Annotated in this window: 21 protein-coding genes and 1 pseudogene; 13 read left to right on the forward strand and 9 right to left on the reverse strand. The window is 67.6% G+C overall.

Annotated features, from left to right (window positions below; genetic code table 11):
* The first annotated feature begins 19 nt into the window (after positions 1–19).
* From hemA to FHR19_RS06565, 5 genes are read left to right on the forward strand one after another with little or no spacing between them, the layout of a single operon-like run.
* Positions 20–1,264, forward strand: coding sequence for a 5-aminolevulinate synthase (gene hemA, locus FHR19_RS06545; protein WP_184026128.1), 1,245 nt, complete (start codon positions 20–22; stop codon positions 1,262–1,264).
* 53 nt (positions 1,265–1,317) lie between these two features.
* Positions 1,318–1,746: a hypothetical protein gene (locus FHR19_RS06550; RefSeq protein WP_184026131.1), complete on the forward strand. Its 429-nt coding sequence runs from the start codon at positions 1,318–1,320 to the stop codon at positions 1,744–1,746.
* Between the two features lie 3 nt (positions 1,747–1,749).
* Positions 1,750–2,322: a hypothetical protein gene (locus FHR19_RS06555; RefSeq protein ID WP_184026133.1), complete on the forward strand. Its 573-nt coding sequence runs from the start codon at positions 1,750–1,752 to the stop codon at positions 2,320–2,322.
* 3 nt (positions 2,323–2,325) lie between these two features.
* Positions 2,326–2,592, forward strand: coding sequence for a hypothetical protein (locus FHR19_RS06560; RefSeq protein ID WP_184026135.1), 267 nt, complete (start codon positions 2,326–2,328; stop codon positions 2,590–2,592).
* Positions 2,593–2,976, forward strand: coding sequence for a hypothetical protein (locus FHR19_RS06565; RefSeq protein WP_184026137.1), 384 nt, complete (start codon positions 2,593–2,595; stop codon positions 2,974–2,976).
* On the opposite strand, the gene FHR19_RS06570 is transcribed toward FHR19_RS06565, so the two are convergent.
* Positions 2,889–3,278: a response regulator gene (locus FHR19_RS06570; protein WP_184027563.1), complete on the reverse strand. Its 390-nt coding sequence runs from the start codon at positions 3,276–3,278 to the stop codon at positions 2,889–2,891. The two genes, FHR19_RS06565 and FHR19_RS06570, sit on opposite strands and share 88 nt — an antisense overlap.
* Before the next feature lie 36 nt (positions 3,279–3,314).
* Between FHR19_RS06570 and FHR19_RS06575 the strand changes: the two genes are divergently transcribed.
* The 4 genes from FHR19_RS06575 (at position 3,315) to FHR19_RS06590 (ending at position 5,741) form a co-directional block, all read left to right on the forward strand.
* Positions 3,315–3,593, forward strand: a complete 279-nt coding sequence (locus tag FHR19_RS06575) for a DUF3572 domain-containing protein (RefSeq protein WP_184026140.1) — start codon at positions 3,315–3,317, stop codon at positions 3,591–3,593.
* Entirely contained in the window at positions 3,590–4,231 is a 642-nt protein-coding gene (locus FHR19_RS06580; protein ID WP_184026143.1) for an HAD family hydrolase, read from the forward strand. Before FHR19_RS06575 ends, FHR19_RS06580 begins: the two co-directional genes overlap by 4 nt.
* Positions 4,228–4,692 carry a RidA family protein gene (locus FHR19_RS06585; RefSeq protein WP_184026146.1) on the forward strand — a complete coding sequence of 155 codons (465 nt, stop codon included), beginning with the start codon at positions 4,228–4,230 and terminating at the stop codon, positions 4,690–4,692. Before FHR19_RS06580 ends, FHR19_RS06585 begins: the two co-directional genes overlap by 4 nt.
* A gap of 206 nt (positions 4,693–4,898) precedes the next feature.
* Positions 4,899–5,741: a TorF family putative porin gene (locus FHR19_RS06590; RefSeq protein ID WP_184026149.1), complete on the forward strand. Its 843-nt coding sequence runs from the start codon at positions 4,899–4,901 to the stop codon at positions 5,739–5,741.
* 73 nt (positions 5,742–5,814) lie between these two features.
* On the opposite strand, the gene FHR19_RS06595 is transcribed toward FHR19_RS06590, so the two are convergent.
* The 6 genes from FHR19_RS06595 to FHR19_RS06620 are packed head-to-tail and all read right to left on the reverse strand — an operon-like array spanning position 5,815 to position 12,265.
* A complete protein-coding gene (locus tag FHR19_RS06595) occupies positions 5,815–6,252 on the reverse strand; it encodes a DUF3035 domain-containing protein (RefSeq protein ID WP_184026152.1) in 438 nt (145 codons plus the stop codon).
* Positions 6,245–6,763 (reverse strand): signal peptidase II, encoded by a 519-nt coding sequence (lspA, locus tag FHR19_RS06600; RefSeq protein ID WP_184026155.1) that lies wholly within the window; start codon positions 6,761–6,763, stop codon positions 6,245–6,247. The genes FHR19_RS06595 and lspA overlap by 8 nt, the downstream gene beginning before the upstream one ends.
* Positions 6,763–9,612, reverse strand: coding sequence for an isoleucine--tRNA ligase (gene ileS / locus FHR19_RS06605; RefSeq protein WP_184026158.1), 2,850 nt, complete (start codon positions 9,610–9,612; stop codon positions 6,763–6,765). The genes lspA and ileS overlap by 1 nt, the downstream gene beginning before the upstream one ends.
* Before the next feature lie 42 nt (positions 9,613–9,654).
* Entirely contained in the window at positions 9,655–10,584 is a 930-nt protein-coding gene (locus tag FHR19_RS06610) for a bifunctional riboflavin kinase/FAD synthetase (protein ID WP_184026162.1), read from the reverse strand.
* 8 nt (positions 10,585–10,592) lie between these two features.
* Positions 10,593–11,792 carry a dipeptidase gene (locus FHR19_RS06615; RefSeq protein WP_184026164.1) on the reverse strand — a complete coding sequence of 400 codons (1,200 nt, stop codon included), beginning with the start codon at positions 11,790–11,792 and terminating at the stop codon, positions 10,593–10,595.
* Positions 11,789–12,265 (reverse strand): dihydrofolate reductase, encoded by a 477-nt coding sequence (locus FHR19_RS06620; protein ID WP_246359377.1) that lies wholly within the window; start codon positions 12,263–12,265, stop codon positions 11,789–11,791. The genes FHR19_RS06615 and FHR19_RS06620 overlap by 4 nt, the downstream gene beginning before the upstream one ends.
* Positions 12,266–12,364: 99 nt before the next feature.
* On the opposite strand from FHR19_RS06620, the gene FHR19_RS06625 reads away from it, so the two are divergent.
* Positions 12,365–13,684 (forward strand): M24 family metallopeptidase, encoded by a 1,320-nt coding sequence (locus FHR19_RS06625; protein ID WP_184026168.1) that lies wholly within the window; start codon positions 12,365–12,367, stop codon positions 13,682–13,684.
* A 5-nt stretch (positions 13,685–13,689) separates the two neighbouring features.
* Here FHR19_RS06625 and FHR19_RS06630 read toward each other — a convergent pair whose 3' ends face one another.
* Positions 13,690–14,778, reverse strand: a complete 1,089-nt coding sequence (locus tag FHR19_RS06630) for a DUF5677 domain-containing protein (RefSeq protein WP_184026170.1) — start codon at positions 14,776–14,778, stop codon at positions 13,690–13,692.
* Between the two features lie 573 nt (positions 14,779–15,351).
* Here FHR19_RS06630 and FHR19_RS06635 point away from each other — a divergent pair.
* From FHR19_RS06635 to FHR19_RS06645, 3 genes and pseudogenes are all read left to right on the forward strand, one after another.
* Positions 15,352–15,726: pseudogene (locus FHR19_RS06635) on the forward strand (ATP-binding protein); the annotation flags it as partial.
* A gap of 266 nt (positions 15,727–15,992) precedes the next feature.
* Positions 15,993–17,096, forward strand: coding sequence for an OmpA family protein (locus FHR19_RS06640; protein WP_184026172.1), 1,104 nt, complete (start codon positions 15,993–15,995; stop codon positions 17,094–17,096).
* Positions 17,097–17,183: 87 nt separating this feature from the next.
* Positions 17,184–17,963 carry an SDR family oxidoreductase gene (locus FHR19_RS06645; protein WP_184026174.1) on the forward strand — a complete coding sequence of 260 codons (780 nt, stop codon included), beginning with the start codon at positions 17,184–17,186 and terminating at the stop codon, positions 17,961–17,963.
* 3 nt (positions 17,964–17,966) lie between these two features.
* Here the strand turns inward: FHR19_RS06645 and FHR19_RS06650 are convergent, their stop codons facing one another.
* Positions 17,967–21,278, reverse strand: coding sequence for an error-prone DNA polymerase (locus tag FHR19_RS06650; protein ID WP_184026176.1), 3,312 nt, complete (start codon positions 21,276–21,278; stop codon positions 17,967–17,969).
* Positions 21,279–21,283 lie beyond the last annotated feature (5 nt).

Raw genomic sequence — 21,283 nt, forward strand, 5'->3', positions numbered from 1 at the left:
AACAAGGTATCGGGCCGCCATGATCGAGGTGCGTAACCAGCCCCCCGCGGTCGATTATGGCCGCGTCTTCGCCCAGGCCATCGACCGGCTGCATGCCGAGGGGCGCTACCGCGTCTTCATCGACATCCTGCGCAACAAGGGCGCGTTTCCCAATGCGCGATGCTTTGCCGGGCATAACGGGCCGAAGCCGATCACCGTCTGGTGCTCGAACGACTATCTGGCGATGGGCCAGCACCCGAAGGTGATCGCGGCGATGGAGGAGGCGCTCCACGATGTGGGCGCTGGCTCCGGCGGCACGCGCAACATCGGCGGCAACACGCATTACCACGTCGATCTCGAGGCCGAACTCGCCGACCTGCACGGCAAGGAAGCGGCGCTGCTGTTCACCAGCGGGTACGTCTCGAACGAAGCGACGCTGTCGACGCTCGCCAAGGTGCTGCCCGGCTGCGTCGTATTTTCCGACGAGCTCAACCATGCCTCGATGATCGCGGGCATCCGCAATTCGGGCTGCGAGAAGCGGGTGTTCCGGCACAACGACCTCGCGCATCTCGAGTCGCTGCTGGCGGCCGAGGACGCGTCGGTGCCGAAGCTGATCGCGTTCGAGAGCGTCTATTCGATGGATGGCGACGTGGCGCCGATCCACGCGATCTGCGACCTTGCCGACAAGTACAATGCGCTGACGTATCTGGACGAGGTGCATGCTGTCGGCATGTATGGCGCGCGCGGCGGCGGGATTTCGGAGCGCGATGAGGCGGCGCATCGCCTGACGATCATCGAAGGGACGCTGGGCAAGGCGTTCGGCGTGATGGGCGGTTATATCGCCGCGGATCAGACGATCGTCGACGTGATCCGCAGCTATGCGCCGGGCTTCATCTTTACCACCAGCCTGTCGCCGGTGCTGGTGGCGGGCGTGCTGGCGAGCGTGCGCCACCTCAAGGCCTCCAGCATCGAGCGCGACGGCCAGCAGGCGGCGGCGGCGCGGCTGAAGGCGATGTTCGAGGATGCTGGCCTGCCGGTGATGGCGACGACGACGCATATCGTCCCGCTGATGGTCGGCGATCCCGTCCGCGCCAAGCGGATCAGCGACATCCTGCTCGCCGAGTACGGCGTCTACGTCCAGCCGATCAATTATCCGACTGTCCCGCGCGGGACCGAACGGCTCCGCTTCACCCCCGGCCCGGCGCATGACGAGGGCATGATGCGCGATCTGACTGCTGCGCTGGTCGAGATCTGGGGCCGGCTGGAGATGCGCGCCGCCGCCTGATAGCCTTTACTCCCGAGGGAGATCGAGGGGATGGAACAGGGCTGGCGCGGGCGTTGTCGCCGCTCAGGCCGCGGGCAGCGCGGATTGCGGGACTTGGATGGCGACTGGTCACGGCGGCGGTGCTGCTGCTGGCGCTGACGTGTTTGTGGCGCGGCTGGGTGGCGAGTTATCGCATCGAGCCGGCTTTCGCGGTGCGGGGGCTTGTCGTCGATGCGGAGGACGCGGCGCGGATTTTGGTCGAACCACGCGACTCGTCAGTCGCGGGCGTGCCCGAGGACGGGGCGCGGCTGATCGCGATCGACGGTGCGTTGGTGTTGAGCGGCGAGGATGCGGCCGCGCGTCTGGCGGGCGAAGGGCCGGTCGGGTTGACGCTGGAGGCGGCGGGAAAACGCATGGTCGTGACGCTGCGCAAAAGTGCGGCGCTGGCGACCGCTGCTGCCGCAGGGCCGGGGGCGCTGTTGCCGCAGTTCCTGGCGCTCTAGGCTTTGCAGTTCGTTGCCATCCTCGGCCTGCTCGCAGGCGGGTTGATCCTGGCCGAGCGGCGGCCGGAGGATCCAATGTCGATGCTGCTTGTCTATGCCTTTGCGATGGGCCCGGCGGCGTTGCCCGTGACCGCGACCGCGCTGGCGTGGCTTGGCTCGTATGATTTCCACGATCTGGCGACGGCGGCGTTCTTCGCGCTGTTCCTCGTCGCGCTGCCGGCCTCTCCCGGCGGGCGGTTCGTGCCGCGGCGCGGGCGCTGGCTGGCGCTATGGGCGCCGGTACTGTTCGTCCTGATCGTCGCGAACGCGTTGCCGCTGCCGGTGATCGCGTCGCTGTCGTTCGTGAGTGCGCTGATTGCCGGGCTGATGCCCGTCATTCGCTTTCGCCGTACGCCGCCGGGGATCGAGCGGCAGCAGCTGAAATGGGTGGGATTGGGGTTCACGCTTGCCTTTGTGGTGCTGCTGATCAGAGCGGTGCTCGTGATGGTCGGGCCGGCAGGGCCGTGGGTATTGCTTGGCGGAATGGTGCTGTTCAACCTGGGCTTCCTGATCCTGCCGGCCGGCGTGCTGGTGTAGCTGATGCGATACCGGCTGTGGGACGCGGGGCAGGAAGTGGCGAAGATCGCGGTGGCGCGGATCGACCCGAGCTTCGATGCGACGACGCTCGCCGCGCTGTCGACCGCGGCGGTAGCAATCCTGTTTCTGCCGGTGCAGTCGCGGATCGATCGCTGGACCGAAGCGCGACTGGAACCGCGGATCGGTCGGCTGCGCACGTTGCCGGAAATGCTGGGCACGCGCGCGGGGCGGGTGACGAGCGGGCAGCTTGCCGAGGCCGGGCTGGTCTAAGTGGTCGAGGGCGCCGCGGCGGCGGGCGGGACGCTGTCGATCGAGCGCGGAGGCGCGCCGGTGCTCCTCGCCGCGCGCGGGGCGCCGCCGGGGAGCGATGCGTTCGAGGTGCGGGGCGGCGAGGTGGTTCTGAGGCTGGCGGGGCGACCCGACGGGACGCCGCTGCTCGGCGGGGTGAGGGCATTGCTGAGCGACCTCGATCTGCCGCTGGCTGAAGCGTTCGGGGCGGTGCTGGCGCGCGAGGACCAGGCGCGGACGATCGCGGGGCTGGCGGCGCGTGTCGACGCGCTCGCCGGTCAGGTGGCGGCGCTGTCCGCGGGCGGGGCAAGCAGCGCGCGCACCTCCTCGATGAAGCGCAGCACCGAGATTGGCTTGGAGACATAGGCGGTTGCCCCCGCGGCGCGGATGCGTGCCTCGTCGTCATGCCCGGCATAGGCGGTGACCGCCATGATCGGCACATGTTTGAGCCGGGGATCGGCGCGGAACCGCTGGATGAGCTCGAGGCCGGTGACGTGCGGCAACTGGATGTCGGTGACGATCAGGTCGGGCGCGGTTTCCCGCGCCTTTGCCACCGCCTCGCGCCCGTCGCGGACCGGGGTCGGCACGAAACCGTGCGCGCGAAGGAGATCGCAGAACAGCTTGAGGTTGAGCTCGTTGTCCTCGACAACCAGCACGGGTCGCGGCAAGGCGGCGTCTTCTTCCATCGAGGTTCGTCCTATCCGATGCCGATCCGCGAAACAAACGCCGAACCCGATCCGAAAGCGGTCGCGCTGGGCGCGCTCGGCTGGGCGGTGAGCGACGGCACGCGCGCCGACCGGCTGCTTGCGACGACGGGCCTCGACCCTGCGGACCTGCGCGCGCGGGCGGGCGAGCCGGCAGTGCTGGCGGCGGTATTGGGCTTCATCGAGGCGCACGAGCCCGACCTGATCGCCTGCGCCGACGCGCTAGGTCTCGAGCCCGCGCTGCTGGTGCGCGCGCGGATGCGGCTGGAGGGCGAATGAAGCCGCTGCTGATTACCGATTGCGACGAGGTGCTGCTGCACATGGTGCGGCATTTCCGTGGCTGGCTGGACGAGGCGCACGCGATCGACTTCACCTTTACGCAGGATTTCGCCAACGCGATGACGCGCGCGGACGGGTCGAAGCCGACGCAGCGGGAGATGTGGGCGCTGCTCGGCGGCTTTTTTCCCGAGCAGATGCACCGCCAGACGATCGTGCCCCATGCGCGCGAGGCGCTGGCACGGATCGCACAGACGGCGGAGATCGTCGTGCTCACCAACCTTGAGGATCATTGCCAGACGCACCGCGTCGACCAGCTTGCCATGCATGGCATCGTGCACCGGGTCGAGTGCAATCAGGGCGGCAAGGGCAAGGCAGTCGCGCGGCTCGTGGCCGAGCATGGCGATCCGGTAACGGTATTCGTCGACGATCTGGGCGTCCACCACGCTTCCGTCGCCGAGGCCGCGCCCGGCGTCCACCGGCTGCACATGGTGGCCGAGCCCGACCTTGCGCCGCTGGTGGGCAAGGCACCCGCCGCGCATGCGCGGATCGACGATTGGCGCCAGGCGGCGGACTGGATCGAGGCGCGGTTCGCTTCGGGCTTGCCCGCCGATGCGCCCGCGGGCAGAGCGACGGCATGAGCACGCGCATCGAAACCCGCCTGGCCGAACTCGGCCTCTCGCTTCCCGAAGCCGCCGCGCCGGTCGCCGCCTATGTGCCGGTGGTCGAGCATGGCGGGCTTCTCCACATTTCCGGCCAGCTGCCGTTCGACGATGGCGCGCTGATGATGGGCCGGGTGGGCGAGGACCGCGAGCTGTCCTTCGCGCAGGAAGCGGCGAAGCGGTGCGCGCTGATGGTGCTGGCACAGGCCAAGCGCGCGCTGGGCGGCGACCTGTCGCGGATCGAGCGGATCGTGAAGCTGGGCGTGTTCGTCAATTCGGCCACCGACTTTACCGACCAGGCCAAGGTCGCCAATGGCGCGTCGGAGCTGATGATCGAGTTGATGGGCGATATCGGCCGTCATGCGCGCAGCGCGGTCGGCGTCGCGGTGTTGCCGCTGGGCGCGGTGGTCGAGATCGACGCGATCATAGCGGTCCGCTGATCGGTAACGCGTGCAACTTTTGTTGCGCGTTTCCCACAGCGATCCTTCTTTTGTGACAGTTCGTTTTCGACTCGTCTTGTGCGCTGCGGCATGATGCGGCACACAAGGCGGGTCGGTGAACGACCGCGCGTGCTTTCAGCACCTCAGACAGACGCGGCATCCCGGCAGCAGGAGAGAACCATCGCCTCTTTATGAAAGGGCCTACGATGCGGTTCTCTAATTTCGGGCTCCCGGCCCTATTTCTCGTCTGTGCCACCCCTGCCTTCGCGCAGGAGGAAACCGCCCCGCCGTCACCGATCGCGGTGTCGGGCAGCGCGTCGATCACTTCCGACTATCGATTCCGCGGCGTTAGCCAGTCCGACAAGGAAATGGCGATCCAGGGCGGCATCACCATTTCCCACGAAAGCGGCTTCTATGTCGGTACCTGGGGCTCGAACCTGGCTGGCTGGGGCACGTTCGGCGGCGCCAATATGGAGCTCGACCTGATCGGCGGTTTCAAGACGCCGATTGGCGGCGGCGGCACGCTGGATGTGGGTGTCACCTGGTACATGTACCCCGGCGGCGCCGACAAGACCGACTTCGCCGAACCCTATGTCAAGCTCTCGGGCACGACCGGGCCGGTCACGCTGACCGCGGGCGTCTTCTATGCGCCGCAGCAGGAGGCACTGGGCAACTGGTGGTTCACCGGCGCCGATGCTGTGACGGGCGTCTACAACGATCCGGGCGACAAGGAGGACAACCTCTATCTGTCGGGCGACGCGGTCGCGGCGATCCCGAACACGCCGGTCTCGCTTCGCGCGCATATCGGCTATTCGGACGGCAATCCGGGCCTGGGGCCGAACGGCACCAGTGTCGCGCCGACGGGCAAATACTGGGATTGGACGCTCGGCGCCGATTTCACCTACAAGAACCTGACGCTCGGTCTGTCGTACGTCGACACCGACATCAGCCGTGCGGATGGCGCCTATCTGCTCCCCAACTTCTCGAAGGGCGGGACTGATCCGATCGCAGACGGCGCGGTGGTGGCGTCGCTGACCGCGGCGTTCTGACGCTGGCTTAGGGCACGAAAAAGGGGCCGCGCTTCATGGCGAAGCGCGGCCCCTTTTTGCTGGGCAGAAGCCCTTAGTTCTTGGGCGGGGTGGTCGTGGCCGGTGCGGGCGTGCCGGCGACCGCGCGCGCGTCCTGACCGTCACCCTGCGGGGCGGCGACGACGTCGCGTACTGTCGTTCCCTTGTCGATCACGTTGGTCGAGGGGTCGCCTGCGCCCGAGCGGATGCCGGCATCGGCGGTGTTGCCGCCGGCCGCGCGGATCGCCGCGCTTTCGCCCGCGCTGCGCGGGGCGGGGCCGCCGAAGAGAGCGTCGGCTGCCTGGACCGAGGGGCTGACGTCCTGCGGGCGCGGGGCGCCCGGCTGCGGCGGCACGAGCGCGAAGTCGGGCGGGATCACCAGCGGCGCCTGACGCGCCGTGGCGAACTCGTCGGGGCGATTGCGGTCGAGGCCGCTCTTGCCGCAGCCGGCGAGCGAGAGGGCCACGAGGCCGAGCGCGAACATCTTACGCATTGGGTTTCTCCACGGGAGCGGCCGTCGCCGGTTTGCCTTCGCGCACGAACAGCGCGCGGATCAGAAGGATGACGACGCCGATGGTAATCGCGGCGTCGGCCACGTTGAAGACGAGAAACGGGCGCCACTCGCCGAAATGCAGGTCGGCGAAGTCGACGACGTAGCCGAAGCGGATGCGGTCGAGGATGTTGCCGAGCGCACCGCCGAGGACCAGCGCCAGCGCCGCCTTGTCGCGCGGGTTTTCCTCGCGCCGCATCCAGATCGCGACGCCGACCGCGATCGCGCCGGTCAGGAGGACCAGTGCCCAGCGCATCCAGCTCGAATCGGCGGGCAGCAGGCCGAGCGACACGCCGACATTGGGGACGAAACGCAGGTCGAAGATGCCGATCAGCGGCTTGACCGCGCCGATCCGGTCGACGCCGAGCGGCCCGGTCACCAGCCACTTGGTCAGCTGGTCGACCAGGAACACCAGCCCCGCGATGCGGAAGCCCCAGGAACGTGCGGACGTCATCACTTCACCACCTCTTCGCAGCGGTGGCACAGCGCGCCGTCCGCTTCAACCTCGGGCAGCAGGCGCCAGCAGCGGCCGCACTTGTGATGCTCGCTGCGCGCGATCGCGATCCCCTCGCCGCCGGGATGGACGGTCGAGGTGATGAAGAGCTCGGCGAGGTCTTCCGGCGGCAGCGGCAGCGACGGGAGCGTCACTTCGGCCTCAAGGCTGGAGCGCACGGTCTTTTCGCGGCGATAAGGCTCGATCGCCTCGGTCACCGCTTGGCGAAGGCGGCGGAGCTCCGCCCATTGTGCGTGGTCGACCGCGGGCGCGGCGGGGAGGTCGGGCCATTCGAGGAAATGGACCGAGCCGTCCTCCGACGGGAAGCGCGCCTGCCACACTTCCTCCGCCGTGAAGGCGAGGACGGGGGCGGCGTAGCGGACGAGGGCGTGGAACAGCGTGTCAAGGACGGTGCGATAGGCGCGCCGCTTCGGGCTGTCCGCGGCGTCGCAGTAGAGCGAATCCTTGCGGATATCGAAGAAGAAGGCCGAGAGGTCGTCATTGGCGAAGTCGGCGAGCGCGCGGGTGTAGCGGTTGAACTCGAACGCCTCCGCCGCGCCGCGCAACTCGGCGTCGAGGCGCGAAAGCTCGGACAGGATATAGCGTTCGAGCGCGGGCATGTCGGCCACCTCGACCCGCTCGGCATCGGTGAAGCCGTCGAGCGCGCCCAAAAGGTAGCGGAAGGTGTTGCGGAGCTTGCGATAGGTATCGCCGGTGCCCGCGAGCACTTCCTTGCCGATGCGGACGTCCTCGAAATAGTCGGTCTGCGCGACCCAGAGGCGGAGGATGTCGGCCCCGCTCTCACCGATGATCTTCAGCGGATCGACGACGTTGCCGAGGCTCTTCGACATCTTGCGGCCATTGCCGTCGAGCGCGAAGCCGTGGGTGAGGACGGCGTCGTAGGGCGCGCGGCCGCGGGTGCCGCAGGACTCCAGCAGCGACGACTGGAACCAGCCGCGATGCTGGTCCGAGCCCTCGACATAGAGGTCGGCGCGGACGCCCTCGCCGTATCGCGCCTCGACGGTGAAGACGTGGGTGGAGCCGGAGTCGAACCAGACATCGAGGATGTCGTTGACGACCTCGTAATCGGCCAGCGCGCGGTCGGGGCCGAGGAGTGCCTGATGATCCGCGGCGAACCACGCATCGGCACCGCCCGCCTCGAACGCCGCAAGGATGCGGGCGTTGACGGCTTCGTCGCGGAGGTAATCGCCGGTCTTGCGGTTGACGTAGAGCGGGATCGGCACGCCCCAGGCGCGCTGGCGGCTGATGACCCAGTCGGGGCGCCCCTCCACCATCGAGCGGATGCGGTTCTGCGACCGGGCGGGGACCCAGCGCGTGCGCTCGATCGCGTCGAGCGCGAGGTTGCGGAGGGTAGGCGCGTTGTCGGTCGCGGTCGCGCCAGCGTTGCTGCCGGTAGACGCGCCGGCGGCGGGGCGGTCCATCGGGATGAACCATTGCGGCGTGCAGCGGAAGATCACGCGCGCCTTCGACCGCCAGCTGTGCGGATAGCTGTGCTTGAACGGGGCGGCGGAGAGAAGCGCGCCGGCCGCGCGCAGGTCTTCGCAGATTGGGCCGTCGGGGCCGGTGAACTTCTGGTTGATGACGCTGCCCTGACCGCCGAGCCACGCCCAGTCGTCGCGGTATTTGCCATCGTCGGTGACGGCGAAGACGGGGTCGAACCCCGCCGCCTTGCAGAGGGCGAAATCGTCCTCGCCGTGGTCGGGCGCCATGTGGACGAGGCCGGTGCCCGCATCGGTTGTGACGAAGTCGCCGGCGAGGAACGGCCGGGGCTTGGCGAAGAAGCCGCCGAGATGGTGCATCGGGTGGCGGGCGACAGCGCCGGCAAGGGCGGAGCCTTCGAAGCCGTCCGACACAAATTTAGCGAGACCTTGCGTCTCGGTAAGGCCGTCTGGCTCATTATCGAGCTTAAGCGGCGAGAGGCCCGTGCGCTCTTTGAAGCGGTCAATCAGGTCAAAAGCGACAACATAGCGGCGCCCGTCGCTGGCCTTGAAATGCTGATAATGGATCGCTTCCCCATAAGCCAAAGCCTGGTTGACGGGGATCGTCCACGGCGTCGTCGTCCAAATGACCGCGTGCGCGCCGACCAGCTCGGGGGCGTTCGGCGCCTCGACGATTTCGAACGCCACGTCGACCTGGGTCGAGGTGACGTCTTCGTATTCCACCTCGGCCTCGGCCAGCGCGGTCTTTTCGACGGGGGACCACATGACGGGCTTGGCGCCGCGATAGAGCTGGCCCGACATGGCGAACTTGAGCAGCTCGCCGGCGATCGCGGCTTCGCTGGCGTAGTTCATCGTGAGGTACGGGTTCGCCCAGTCGCCGGCGATGCCGAGGCGCTCGAACTGCGCGGCCTGTACGCCTACCCATTTGGCGGCATAGTCGCGGCATTCGGCGCGGAACTCGGCGGCGGGTACCTCGTCCTTCGACCGCTTCTTGGCGCGGTACGCTTCCTCGATCTTCCACTCGATCGGCAGGCCGTGACAGTCCCAGCCGGGGACGTAGGGCGCGTCCTTGCCCATCAGCGACTGGCTGCGGACGATGATGTCCTTAAGCACCTTGTTCATCGCATGGCCCATATGGATGTCGCCATTGGCGTAGGGCGGGCCGTCGTGGAGGATGAAGCGTTCCCGCCCCTCGCGCTGTTCGCGAAGGCGGTCGTAGATGCCGATCCGCGCCCAGCGGTCGAGGATCGCGGGCTCCTTTTGCGCGAGGCCGGCCTTCATCGGGAAGTCGGTCTTCGGCAGGAAGACGGTGTCGCGCCAGTCGCGCGCGGAGTCGGGGGTATCGGTCATGGGTGCGCGCGGCCTTACGGCCTTCGCCCCCCCTTCGGCAAGCTAGGCGCGCGAGAGGATCGTGCGGGCCTCTTCGCAATCCTTCGCCATCTGGACCTTGAGTGCGTCGAGGTCGTCGAACTTCTGCTCGGGGCGCAGGAACGCGATCAGCGCCACGTCGATGATCTGGCCGTAGAGGTCGCCCGAGAAGTCGAAGAAATAGGGTTCGAGCAGCTCGATCGGCTCGCCCTCGATCGTCGGGCGGATGCCGAGATTGGCGGCGCCGGTGAGGATCGTGCCGTCGGGGAGCGTCCCGCGCACCGCGTAGATGCCGTAGCGGGGACGGAGGTAATTGCCGAGCGCCAAGTTCGCGGTGGGATAGCCGAGCTGGCGGCCCAGCTTGGCGCCGTGCTCGACCTCGCCGCGGATCGTGAATGGGCGGGTGAGCAGGCGGGCGGCCTTGTCGGGCTCGCCGGCGATCAGGTCCTGGCGGATGCGGCTCGATGAGACGGGCTCGCCGTCGAGTGTCACGGGGGCGACGGTATCGGCGGTGAAGCCGTGCTGCGCGCCCAATTCGGCGAGGCGGGCGACGTCGCCCGCGCGGCCCTTGCCGAAGGTGAAGTCGGTGCCGGTGACGACGCCGCCCGCGCCGATCGTGTCGGCGAGATAAGCCGCGAAATCCTCCGGCGTCTGCGCGGCGAGCGCGGGGCCGAAGGGGAAGACGAGCATCGCGTCGGCGCCGGCCGCGGCGAACAGTTCCTGCCGCTGGTCGAGCGTGGTCAGGCGGAAGGCGGGCGTGTCGGGCCGGAAATAGCGCATTGGGTGCGGGTCGAACGTCGCGACGATGGCGGGGCGGTTCTCGGCCCGCGCACGCTCGATCGCGCGGCCGATCACCGCCTGGTGGCCGAGGTGAAACCCGTCGAAATTGCCGAGCGCGACGATCCCGCCGCGCAGGCCCGCCGGCACCGGCGAGCCGCCGTCCAGACGCTCCATCGGCGGGCCTATAGGGGGGCGTTCGCCGGCGGGGAAGGGGGACCAAGGGGCCGCATCCCGTCGCGCAGCAGGCGGACGACGTTGCCGCCCATCACCTTCGCGATATCGGTGTCGGAGAAACCGCGGTCCCTCAGCGTCTGCGTGATGACGGCGAGGCGGGCGGTGTCGAAGCCCGTCGTCACGCTGCCGTCGAAGTCGGAGCCGAGACCGACATGGTCGATGCCGGCGACGTCGCGGACATGCTCGATCGCGGCGACGATGGCCTTGGGCGCAGTGGAGCAGACGGCGGCGTCCCAATAGCCGACCCCAACGACGCCGCCGGTGCGGGCGATGCCGCGGATCTCCGCATCGGTGAGGTTGCGGTTGACGGCGCAGGTGGCCTGCACGCCGCCATGGCTGGAGACGACGGGGCGGCGGGCGATCGCCAGCACCTCGGCGACGGTCCGGTGGCTCGAATGCGCGACGTCGACGATCATGCCGAGCGCCTCCATCCGCCGGACGCCCTGCCGCCCGAGCGGGGTGAGGCCGCCTTTCTGGAGGCCGTGCATCGAGCCGGCGACCTCATTGTCGAAGAAGTGCGCGAGGCCGGCCATGCGGAAGCCGGCGGCGTAGAGCTTGTCGAGGTTGGCGAGCTTGCCCTCGATATTTTGGAGCCCCTCGACCGAGAGGATGGCGCCGACTACCTTTCGGCCGCGGGCGCGGTCGGCGAGGAGGGCGTCGAGCTCGGCGGGGTCGTTGATGATGCGCAAGCGTCCGTTCGAGCGTGCCTCCGCCCGTTCGAGCTTCGTCGCGTGCCAGAGGCTGCGTTCGAGCAGGGAGGTCCAGGTTTTCACGGGTTGGAGCTGGCCGATGGCGAGCCACTTGATCTGGTCGGTGTCGGCGCCGTTGGCGTCGTAGTTCTGGCCGGCGGGGGTCTTGGTGACCGAGGAGAAGACCTGAATCGCCACGTTCCCGGCGAGCAGGCGGGGGATGTCGACATGGCCCTGGTCGGAAGCGTTTGAAATATCACGCTTCCACAACAAGCTGTCAGAGTGCAAATCCGCGATCGTGAGGCGGTCGTGGAGGGCTTTCGTCTCGGGGGTCACGGTTGGCAGGGGCGTGGGGGCGATCTTGTTCATCGACCGCTCTGCGATGCCGGGGGCGAGGAGGAAGAAGGCGGTGGCGGCTGCGATGAGCAGCGCGAGGGCGATGAGGGCGGGGCGTTTCATCGCGTGAGCGTCACGAACGAATAGGCGGGGCGGGTGCCGTCGGCGGGGTGGTCTTCGCGCGCGGTTTCGTGCCAGTCGGTGAAGGGGGGGACGGTCGCGTCGCCCCCGGGCTCGGCGTGTACCTCTGTCAGTTCGATACGGGTGGCGGCGTCGCGATAGAGGGCGAAGACTTCGGCGCCGCCGATGATCGCGATCTCGGGCGCGTCGGCGGCAAGGGCGAGGGCAGCGGCGGGGGTGTGGGCGACCTCCGCGCCCTCCGCCTGCCAGTTCGGGTCGCGGGTGAGCACGATGTGGCGGCGGCCGGGGAGGGGGCTGGGGAAGCTCTCGAAGGTCTTGCGGCCCATCACCATCGGCTTGCCCATGGTGAGCGCCTTGAAGCGTTTCAGGTCGGCGGGCAGGCGCCAGGGGAGGTCGCCGTCGGCGCCGATCACGCCATTCGCCGCGCGTGCCAGATAGAAGACGATCTGCTGCAAACCCCGGCCCCCGTTGTGCTTTGCCCGCCAGCATGGGGCGCAGGCCCGCGCTTGGCAATCGGCGGCGGGTGGGCGAAGCTGGGGGCAAAGGGGAGTGGCATGAAGCATTGGGGACTTGCGGCGGCATTGGTGGCGGCGCCCGCCGCGGCGCAATTGGGGGAGGGGGCGCGGCCCGCCTATCCCGCGGTGCCTTCGCTGCGCGAGCGGGCGGTGGCGGTGGATGCCTCGCTGAAGGATCGGCTGGAGACCGTTGTGCCGGCGATCATGCGCGAGCGCGGCGTCGACATGTGGATCGTCGTCGCGCGGGAGAATTTCGAGGAGCCGGTCATTGCGACGATGCTGGACGCCGAGAGTTTCGCGGCGCGGCGGCGGACGATCCTCGTGTTCTTCGACCCCGGCAAGGGCAGGCCGGTCGAGCGGCTGACGGTCAGCCGGTACGGAATGGGCGGGCTGTTCGCGCCCGCCTGGGACCCGGCCCGCCAACCCGACCAGTGGAAGGCGCTGGCGGCGATCGTGGCGCAGCGGAAGCCGAAGCGGATCGCGGTCAACAGCTCGGCCGCGTCCGCCTATGCCGATGGGATGACGCTGTCGGCGTGGGAGGAGATGAACGCCGCGCTTGCCCCCGCCGACCGGGCACGGGTGGTGCGCGACGATACCCTTGCGATCCGGTGGCTGGAGAGCCGGTCGAAGCGTGAGCTGGCCGACTATCCGCGGATCGTGGGGACGGCGCAGGCGATCATCGCGGAGGGGTTTTCCAACGCGGCGATACGGCCGGGGCGGACGACGAGCGCGGACCTCGTCTGGTGGTACCGCGAGAAGATCGCCGCGCTGAAGCTCGAGACGTGGTTCCAGCCCTCGGTCGGGATCCAGCGGGCGGGGGCGAAGGGCATGCTGGAGGGCGATACGGTCATCCAGCCGGGCGACATGCTGTGGGTCGATTTCGGGATCGTGACCGAGCGGCTGGCGACCGATACGCAGCATCTGGCCTATGTGCTGAAGCCCGGCGAGACCGAGGCGCCGGCGGGGCTGCGCGCCGGCCTTGCCGCCGCCAACCGGTTGCAGGCGATCACCATGGCGTCGTTCCGCGAGGGGGAGAGCGGCAACGCGATCCTCGCGCGGGCGCGCACGGCGGCGATCGCCGAGGGGATCGTGCCCAGCATCTATTCGCACCCGATCGGCTTTCACGGCCATGCGGCGGGGAGCGCCATCGGCTTCTGGGACAATCAGGCGGCGGACCCGCGCGGGGCCGGGCCGGTCCGCGCGCGCACGACCTGGTCGATCGAACTGATGGCGAAGGCGCCGGTGCCCGAATGGGGCGGGCAGGTCGCCGAGTTCCGGCAGGAGGAGGATGCGTTCTTCGACGGGCGCCGCGTGACGTGGCTGAATGGGCGGCAGACGGGGTTTTATCTGGTGCGGTGAGGGGGCTACCCGGCAGGGAGACTAGCCCCGCTCATTCGTTTTCGTGCCGCTTCGAGCGTTCGCTTTTCGAGGCCGGTGGCCAATTTGTGCATTCGCTTTGACATGCGCAAAAGTGAATTCAGCATCGCAAGGCGATCCAGATTCGGCTTATGAAGCATCAGAAAAAGCGTAGACTCCACCAAACTCGTTGCGGCTAACGTCAAAGGTCCGACCATTCCTGAGTTGCTAGGTCCAACGAGTAATACGTTTTCCTGTGCTTCGCATGTGGCTAGGAGATCATCAAACATTCTGTGGTCGACGTGAATATGATCTGATGCATATTCATAAACACCACCTTTCGTATATCGGTTACACTTTGCCGCAATGTCACTGAAAGTGGGTGCCTTCTTTCCTAGAAGCTGGGAAGCCCATCCACGTCTGCGCTTCATATCGTCGCCAAACATCGCAACTGCATGTTCCGCTTGTGCTTGAAGTTGCGCTGCGTCGTCGGTGTTCGGGTCCGCCGCCATCCTCTGCCAAGCTTGCACCCGTGAATGTGCAAGGTATCTGAGCGCGAGTTCTTGCCCTTCTTGACGAATTAGGGCCGCTACCACGTTGTTCTCATAGAGAGTTCTCCATCGCGTCAGAGCGCCATCGGCAAAACCGCCTTTTAGTAGGCAAATGATCTCAGACCCTACGAGAAGTGCTTTTGCGTGAAGATACGTCATGGCCTCAAAGACGTAATCATCCTCATGAACGGCGATGGGACGATAATAATTATTAAATTCCCGTCCTATCTCCTCGCAGCATACCCAAATTGTCTCAAGTAGGTCGAATGCTTTTCGCCAGCGGCGTAGATTTCGGCGTTCAAAGCCTACCTGCTGCTTGCGGTGCTCGACGAGCATTGGGGGTGCTCGTTCCATAAGCGACCGATAGTAGACTCGACCTGCTGACTGCACCGTCCCAGACGCCACGCGCTCGATTTGCTTTTCGGAAAGCCGCTTGCCGTCATTGTGAGCTTGTTGGACAATCTCTTCGAAGGCCATCTGTAGCTCATTCATAGCCCACGCTTCACCGTCTACTCGCTGGCGCTTCGGCCCGTGTTTGTCCTTCATAGAAGCCTACGATCTATGCCCGGCATGTAGTGCTCGGCCGCATTCAAGACTATGGCTAATGCGGCCGGACAGCCAGTCCTATACTCCTAACGCCGTTCCGAAAGAATATAACCCATTTGGCACATTTCGCTTGACAGCGCGACGCTGATCTGGCATTCCTCATGACGCTGGAGAATTGCGAATCGGGCCGGGGCGGGGACGCTTTCCGGCCCGTTTTCGTTGGGGCGGGGGCCTTTTCATATGGCGGATGCGGTGATCTACAGCGGGCCGGATCGGGCACCGCAGGTTCGGATGCGGACGACCGGCTGGACGCGGGAGCGGCGGCAGCGGTTTCTGGATGTGCTGGCGGCGTCGGCGAATGTCGCGCTGGCGGCGCGGGCGGTGGGGGTCAATGGCGCGAGCGCCTGGGCGCTTCGCAAGCGGGACCACGCCTTTGCCGAGCTGTTCGCCGAGGCGATGGCGCAAGGGTATGACGCACTCGAAGGCGCGCTGCTCGAACGGGCGCGCGGCGGGGTCAATGCGATCGAGGTCGAGGGCCTGCCGCTGACGCTGACGGGCGATGCCGAGGACCGGCGGCTCGGCGAGCGGCCGCGGATGCTGGTGACGACGACGCCGCGGCCGACCGCGCTGATGCGGCGAGTGATGGCGCTCGACGGGCTGGTGCAGACGCTGGGGCGGACGCGCGACAACCCGCACCTGCCGGCGAGCTTCGTGGGGGCGATGATCGCCGATTATGGCGGCACGCGGCTGGGGCGGCAGGAGCTCGACGGCGAGCTGGTCGAGGATCTCGCGGGGGCGCTGTGGACGCGGGCGCTGATCGAGGGGTGCCGGGTGCGGGCGGCACCGGCGCTGGTGCGCGTGGTGGTGGGGGTGGACCCGCCGGCCGGCACGGATGGCGACGCTTGCGGGATCGTCGCGGTGGGGCTGGACTACGGGCATGGTCGCGGCCCGACGGATCGTCGTCGGCGGCGAGCCAGTGGTGGGTGCACGCCAGCCGGCGATCGACGGCCCGGAAGGAGGCGGCATCGTCGACGTCGAGGCGCGCGCGGCGGTCGGCCGGATCATCGCGGCGATGATGGCTCACGGGCTGGTCGCGCCGAGCTGATGTTGCGTTCCTGCAACAGTCCCCGACTTTGTTTCGCTTGCGTGGAAACCAAGCCAAATGTAGTGAGTTTGCGCTGTCCGTAGTGACAACCGTGAAAGGGGAATTTTTTATGCGGAAGCTTGCCGTAGCAGTGGCGCTTGCGACCACTGCTCTTAGCACGCCTGCCCTCGCCCGCGACAATGCGTGGTATGTGGGTCTCGAAGGCGGCGCGATGATCGTCGAGGATATCGACTTCACGCTGGCCGACACCAACACGCAGGTCCTGAGCACCGACTCCGACTATGGCTGGGATGTCGATGGCATCGTCGGCTATGACTTCGGTGCGTTCCGCCTCGAGGCCGAAGTCGGTTATCGCCGTGCGGCTGCTGAAGAGCATCAGACCTCGGTCGCGCTGGCTGGCATTCCCGCTGGCATCTATGGCGACGACCGTGCGTTCGGTCGCGCCTCGGCGCTGAGCTTCATGCTGAACGGCCTTCTGGACTTCGGTCCGGACGACGGCGTGCAGGGCTTCGTCGGCGGTGGTGCCGGTGTGGCGCGCGTGAAGTACGAGCAGTACGGCATTGCGCCGGTCACGCTGCTCGACGACAGCGACACCGTCTTCGCGTGGCAGGCTCTGGCGGGCGTCCGCGCGCCGCTGAGCGAGAATGTCGACGTCTCGCTGAAGTATCGCTTCTTCAACGCCGACAGCGTGACGGTGCAGGCAAACAACGGCGCTCTGCTCGACTCGCGCTTCCGTTCGCACAGCCTGCTCGGTGGCGTGACGTTCAACTTCGGCGAGCCGACCCCGCCGCCGCCGCCGCCGCCGCCGCCCCCGCCGCCGCCGCCTCCCCCGCCGCCCCCGCCGCCGCCGGTCGAAACCGTCTGCACGCCTGGGCCGTACATCGTGTTCTTCGAGTGGGATCGCTCGGATATCACGCCTGAGGCTGCCAGCATTCTCGACAACGCCATCTCGGCGTATCAGAATTGTGGCAACGCGCAGGTCATGCTTGCCGGCCACGCCGACAAGTCGGGTGCCGCTTCGTACAACGTCGGTCTGTCGCAGCGTCGTGCTGACTCGGTCCGCTCGTACATGTCGGGCCGCGGTATCCCCGACGGCAACATCTCGACCGAAGCGTTCGGTGAGACCCAGCCGCGCGTCGACACCGCCGACGGTGTGCGCGAGCTGCAGAACCGCCGCGTGGAAGTCACCTACGGTCCCGGCGCGGGCATGTAATCGCGCCGGTCCCGACGGGACTGGAAAGAATAGGGGAGGCCGGACAACCGGCCTCCCCTTTTTCTTGCGTGGAGAAGAGAGGGGCGAATGGAGCGGCTGGCAGGAAAGATCTGCATCGTCACCGGCGGCGCGCGTGGGATTGGTCGGGCGATTGCCGGGCGAATGGCCGCCGAAGGGGGCAAGGTCGTGCTGACCGACATCGACCGTGAGGCCGGACAGGCAGCGGCGGCTGCGATCGGCTGCACATTCGAATCGCTGGATGTTCGCGAGGAAGCCGATTGGGCGCGACTGGCCGCGCTCGTTCCGCGCGCGGAGGTGGTGGTCAACAATGCCGGGATCACCGGTTTCGAGAACGGACCGGTCGCGCACGATCCCGAGCATGCGACGCTCGAGGACTGGCGGGCGGTCCACCGGGTCAATCTGGACGGGACGTTTCTCGGCTGTCGATACGCGATCGGGGCGATGAAGGCGGCGGGTACGGGATCGATCGTCAATATCTCGTCGCGATCGGGGCTGGTCGGCATTCCCGCGGCGGCCGCCTATGCCTCGTCAAAGGCGGCGGTGCGCAATCATACCAAGTCGGTCGCGCTCTATTGCGCGCAGCAGGGCTGGGCGATCCGCTGCAACTCGATCCATCCCGCCGCGATCCTGACACCGATGTGGGAAGCGATGCTGGGGACGGGCGAGGATCGTGAGGCGCGAATGGCGGCGTTCGTCGCGGATACGCCGCTTCGGCGCTTCGGCACGGTCGAAGAGGTGGCGGCGGTGGCGGTGATGCTCGCGTCGGACGAGGCGGGCTATGTGACGGGGACGGAGTTCAACATCGACGGCGGCCTGCTTGCCGGATCGGCGGCTTCGCCCGGCTGAGCATTAGTGGAAGTCGCGCGATTTCTGGCGGATCGCATCCTCGGGATCGCAGCCGTCGCGAAACGCAGGGTGGTAGAGGCTGCGTCCCTTGGGACGCCATTCGGGGTCGCCGCGATCGGGTGAGCCGCCGCCACCGGGCCGGCCGAGGCGCGGCATATCGATCTCGCCGATCGAATGGAGCATCGGGCTCAGATCCTGAAGCGTGTCGGCGATGACGTGGATCACCTCGCCCTCGCGCTGCATCCGGCCGCGCACGCCGAGCATCGCCGCCGACATGACGGTGCGACGATTGGCCTCGAACCGGTCGGGCCACAGGATGATGTTGGCGATGCCGCTCTCGTCCTCGAGCGTGATGAAGAGGACGCCCTTGGCACTGCCGGGCTTCTGCCGGACGAGGACGATGCCCGCAAGTTCGAGGAAGCTGCCGTCCTTCATCCGCCGAAGGTCGCCGCAGCGGGTCATGCGGCGGCGGGTGAGTTCGTCGCGCAGGAAGGCGAGCGGGTGCGCACGCAACGACAGCTGGGTCGCGCGGTAATCCTCCACTACCTCGCGCCCTGCGGTCAGGGGGTCAAGGGCTACGGCGGTTTCGTCGAGTTCAGGGCGCGTCGCCCCCTCACGCGCATCGGCGGCGGCGAAGAGCGGGAGCGGGGCAGCGCCGAGGCCCTTAATCGTCCACAGCGCCTGTCGCCGGTCGAGGCCGAACGCATGGAACCCGTCGGCGCGCGCGATCCGCCCGAGCGCGGCGAGCGGCACGCCCGAGCGGCGCCACGCATCCTCGATCGATGCGAAGGGCTGGTTCATTCGCGCCTTGACGATATCGGCGCCGTGTTCGTTCGATAGCCCCGCGACGACGCGCAGGCCGAGGCGGAGCGGCACTCGTTCGCCCTTGCCGATGAGCCGCGTGTCCCAGCGACTGTCGTTGATGCAGACCGGGCGGATGTCGACACCGTGTTCACGCGCGTCGCGGACGATCTGGGCGGGGGCGTAGAAGCCCATCGGCTGCGCGTTGAGCAGCGCGGCACAGAAGACGTCGGGATGGTGGCACTTCATCCATGAAGAGGCATAGGCGATCTTGGCGAACGACGCCGCGTGGCTTTCGGGAAAGCCGTAGCTGCCGAACCCCTCGATCTGCTTGACCAGCCGTTCGGCGAAATCGAGCGCGATGCCGTTCGCCTGCATCCCTGCGATCAGCTTGTCGCGGAACTCGCCGACGCCGCCGGTCATCTTGAACGTCGCCATCGCGCGGCGCAGGCGATCGGCCTGGTTCGCCGAAAAGCCCGCGCCTTTGATCGCTACCTGCATCGCCTGTTCCTGGAACAGCGGCACGCCCAATGTCTTTTCGAGGACTTCGCGTAGCGCTTCGCTCGGATAGTCGATTATGGCATTGGGATCGCGGCGCTTCAGTTCGCGGCGCTTCAGAAAGGGGTGGACCATGTCGCCCTGGATCGGGCCGGGGCGGACGATCGCGACCTGTATGGCGATGTCGTAGAAATTGGTCGGCTTCATCCGCGGCAGCATCGCCATCTGTGCCCGGCTCTCGATCTGGAACACGCCCAAGGTGTCGGCACGGCGGATCATTTCGAACGTCGCGGGGTCGTCGTCCTGAAGCGCGGGCGACGCCAGCGTCAGCGCCCTGTCCTTGTGATCGGCGAGCAAGTCGAAGGCCCGGCGCATGCAGCCGAGCATGCCGAGACCGAGGATATCGACCTTCATGAAGCCGAGCTCCTCGATATCCTCCTTTTCCCATTCGACGACGCGGCGGTCGACCATCGCTGCGGGCTCGATCGGCACGAGATCGTCGAGCCGGTCGCGCGTCAGCACGAAGCCGCCCGGATGCTGCGACAAGTGGCGCGGCGTGCCGATCAGCTCGCGCGAGAGGTCGAGCGTGAGAGCGATGCGCGGATCGGTCGCGTCGAGATTGAGCGCCTCGGCATGTCGATCGGCCACCCCCTCCGACGACCAGCCCCAGATCTGGCCCGCCAGCGCGCCGGTCAGATCCTCGGGCAGGCCCAATGCCTTGCCGACCTCGCGCACCGCGCCGCGGGCGCGAAAGCGGCTGACGACGGCGGTCAACGCGGCGTGATCGTGGCCATAGGTTTCGTAGATCCACTGGATCACTTCCTCGCGCCGCTCATGCTCGAAATCGACGTCGATATCGGGGGGCTCGGCGCGATCTTCGGAAATGAACCGCTCGAAGAGCAATTTGTGCTTCACCGGGTCGATCGAGGTGATGCCGAGGACGAAGCAGATCACCGAATTGGCCGCCGACCCGCGCCCCTGGCACAGAATGTCCTGGCTGCGCGCGAACTGGACGATCGACTGGACGGTGAGGAAGTAGCGGGCATAGCCCATGCGCTCCACCAGCCCGAGTTCGTGTTCGAGTAGTTTGGTATATTCTTCGGGTGGGGCGCCGTCGAAGCGGTCGGCGAGCGCGCGGCGGGCCATGAGCGCGAGCGCTTCCTGCGGCGTCCGGCCCGACATCACGATCTCGTCGGGATATTGGTAGCTGAGTTCGCGGGGCGAGAAGCGACAGCGTTCGGCGATGGCAAGGCCCGAGGCGAGCGCCGCGGGCAGGTCGGCGAAGCGGCGGGCCATGACCTCGGGCGGCAGCAGGTGGCCGTCGCCGATCCGCGAACGGCGGGTGCCGAGCGCGTCGATCGTCGTCTTCTCACGGATCGCGGTCACTACGTCGTGCAGCATCCGGCGGTCGGGATGGTGATAGCGCACGTCGCCGGTCGCGACCGGTTTCAATCCGTGCGAGGTGGCCGCTCGGGCGAGTGCGTGGAGACGGCGCACATCCTCCGGCCGGCGATGCGCGGCGAGAGCAACATGGCCGTCGGCGCCAAAGATATCGGCGAGCCAGCGCATCCCCGTCTCGTCCTCGAATTCGGCGGCGCGGGTGACGAGTGCGGCGACGAGGCCGGCGGCGTGGGCAGCGATGTCCTCCCAGTGGAGGAAGCACTGCCCCTTCTCGCCGCGGCGGCGGTCGGCGCGCGACTTGCCGAGCGTGAGGAGACGGGTGAGGCGGCTCCAGCCGGAGCGATCTTCGGGCCAGACGAGCAGCGAGCGGCCGTCGACAAGGTCGAGGCGGCAGCCGGCGACGAGGCGGATCGGCTGCGCCTGCGCGCTCACCTTTTCGGCAGCGACCAGCGAGCGGACGATGCCGGCGACCGAGTTGTGGTCGGTGATACCGAGGACGGCGTGGCCCATCTCGCTGGCAGTGGCGAACAGCTCTTCTGCCGAGGAAGCGCCGCGCAGGAACGAGAAATGCGTCGTGACCTGGAGTTCGGCGTAAGGGGAGTCAGCGGCGGGCATGGGGC

This window comes from Sphingomonas yantingensis (genome assembly GCF_014199325.1).
GTDB classification, from domain to species: Bacteria; Pseudomonadota; Alphaproteobacteria; order Sphingomonadales; family Sphingomonadaceae; genus Sphingomonas; species Sphingomonas yantingensis.

What these genes read in the sequence shown, in the direction of transcription:
- hemA (WP_184026128.1), top strand. Translation starts at nt 20, where the DNA reads ATGATCGAGGTGCGTAACCAGCCCCCCGCGGTCGATTATGGCCGCGTC.
- FHR19_RS06560 (WP_184026135.1), top strand. Translation starts at nt 2,326, where the DNA reads ATGCGATACCGGCTGTGGGACGCGGGGCAGGAAGTGGCGAAGATCGCG.
- FHR19_RS06575 (WP_184026140.1), top strand. Translation starts at nt 3,315, where the DNA reads ATGCCGATCCGCGAAACAAACGCCGAACCCGATCCGAAAGCGGTCGCG.
- FHR19_RS06580 (WP_184026143.1), top strand. Translation starts at nt 3,590, where the DNA reads ATGAAGCCGCTGCTGATTACCGATTGCGACGAGGTGCTGCTGCACATG.
- FHR19_RS06585 (WP_184026146.1), top strand. Translation starts at nt 4,228, where the DNA reads ATGAGCACGCGCATCGAAACCCGCCTGGCCGAACTCGGCCTCTCGCTT.
- FHR19_RS06590 (WP_184026149.1), top strand. Translation starts at nt 4,899, where the DNA reads ATGCGGTTCTCTAATTTCGGGCTCCCGGCCCTATTTCTCGTCTGTGCC.
- FHR19_RS06595 (WP_184026152.1), bottom strand. Translation starts at nt 6,252, where the DNA reads ATGCGTAAGATGTTCGCGCTCGGCCTCGTGGCCCTCTCGCTCGCCGGC.
- lspA (WP_184026155.1), bottom strand. Translation starts at nt 6,763, where the DNA reads ATGACGTCCGCACGTTCCTGGGGCTTCCGCATCGCGGGGCTGGTGTTC.
- ileS (WP_184026158.1), bottom strand. Translation starts at nt 9,612, where the DNA reads ATGACCGATACCCCCGACTCCGCGCGCGACTGGCGCGACACCGTCTTC.
- FHR19_RS06610 (WP_184026162.1), bottom strand. Translation starts at nt 10,584, where the DNA reads ATGGAGCGTCTGGACGGCGGCTCGCCGGTGCCGGCGGGCCTGCGCGGC.
- FHR19_RS06615 (WP_184026164.1), bottom strand. Translation starts at nt 11,792, where the DNA reads ATGAAACGCCCCGCCCTCATCGCCCTCGCGCTGCTCATCGCAGCCGCC.
- FHR19_RS06625 (WP_184026168.1), top strand. Translation starts at nt 12,365, where the DNA reads ATGAAGCATTGGGGACTTGCGGCGGCATTGGTGGCGGCGCCCGCCGCG.
- FHR19_RS06630 (WP_184026170.1), bottom strand. Translation starts at nt 14,778, where the DNA reads ATGAAGGACAAACACGGGCCGAAGCGCCAGCGAGTAGACGGTGAAGCG.
- FHR19_RS06640 (WP_184026172.1), top strand. Translation starts at nt 15,993, where the DNA reads ATGCGGAAGCTTGCCGTAGCAGTGGCGCTTGCGACCACTGCTCTTAGC.
- FHR19_RS06645 (WP_184026174.1), top strand. Translation starts at nt 17,184, where the DNA reads ATGGAGCGGCTGGCAGGAAAGATCTGCATCGTCACCGGCGGCGCGCGT.
- FHR19_RS06650 (WP_184026176.1), bottom strand. Translation starts at nt 21,278, where the DNA reads ATGCCCGCCGCTGACTCCCCTTACGCCGAACTCCAGGTCACGACGCAT.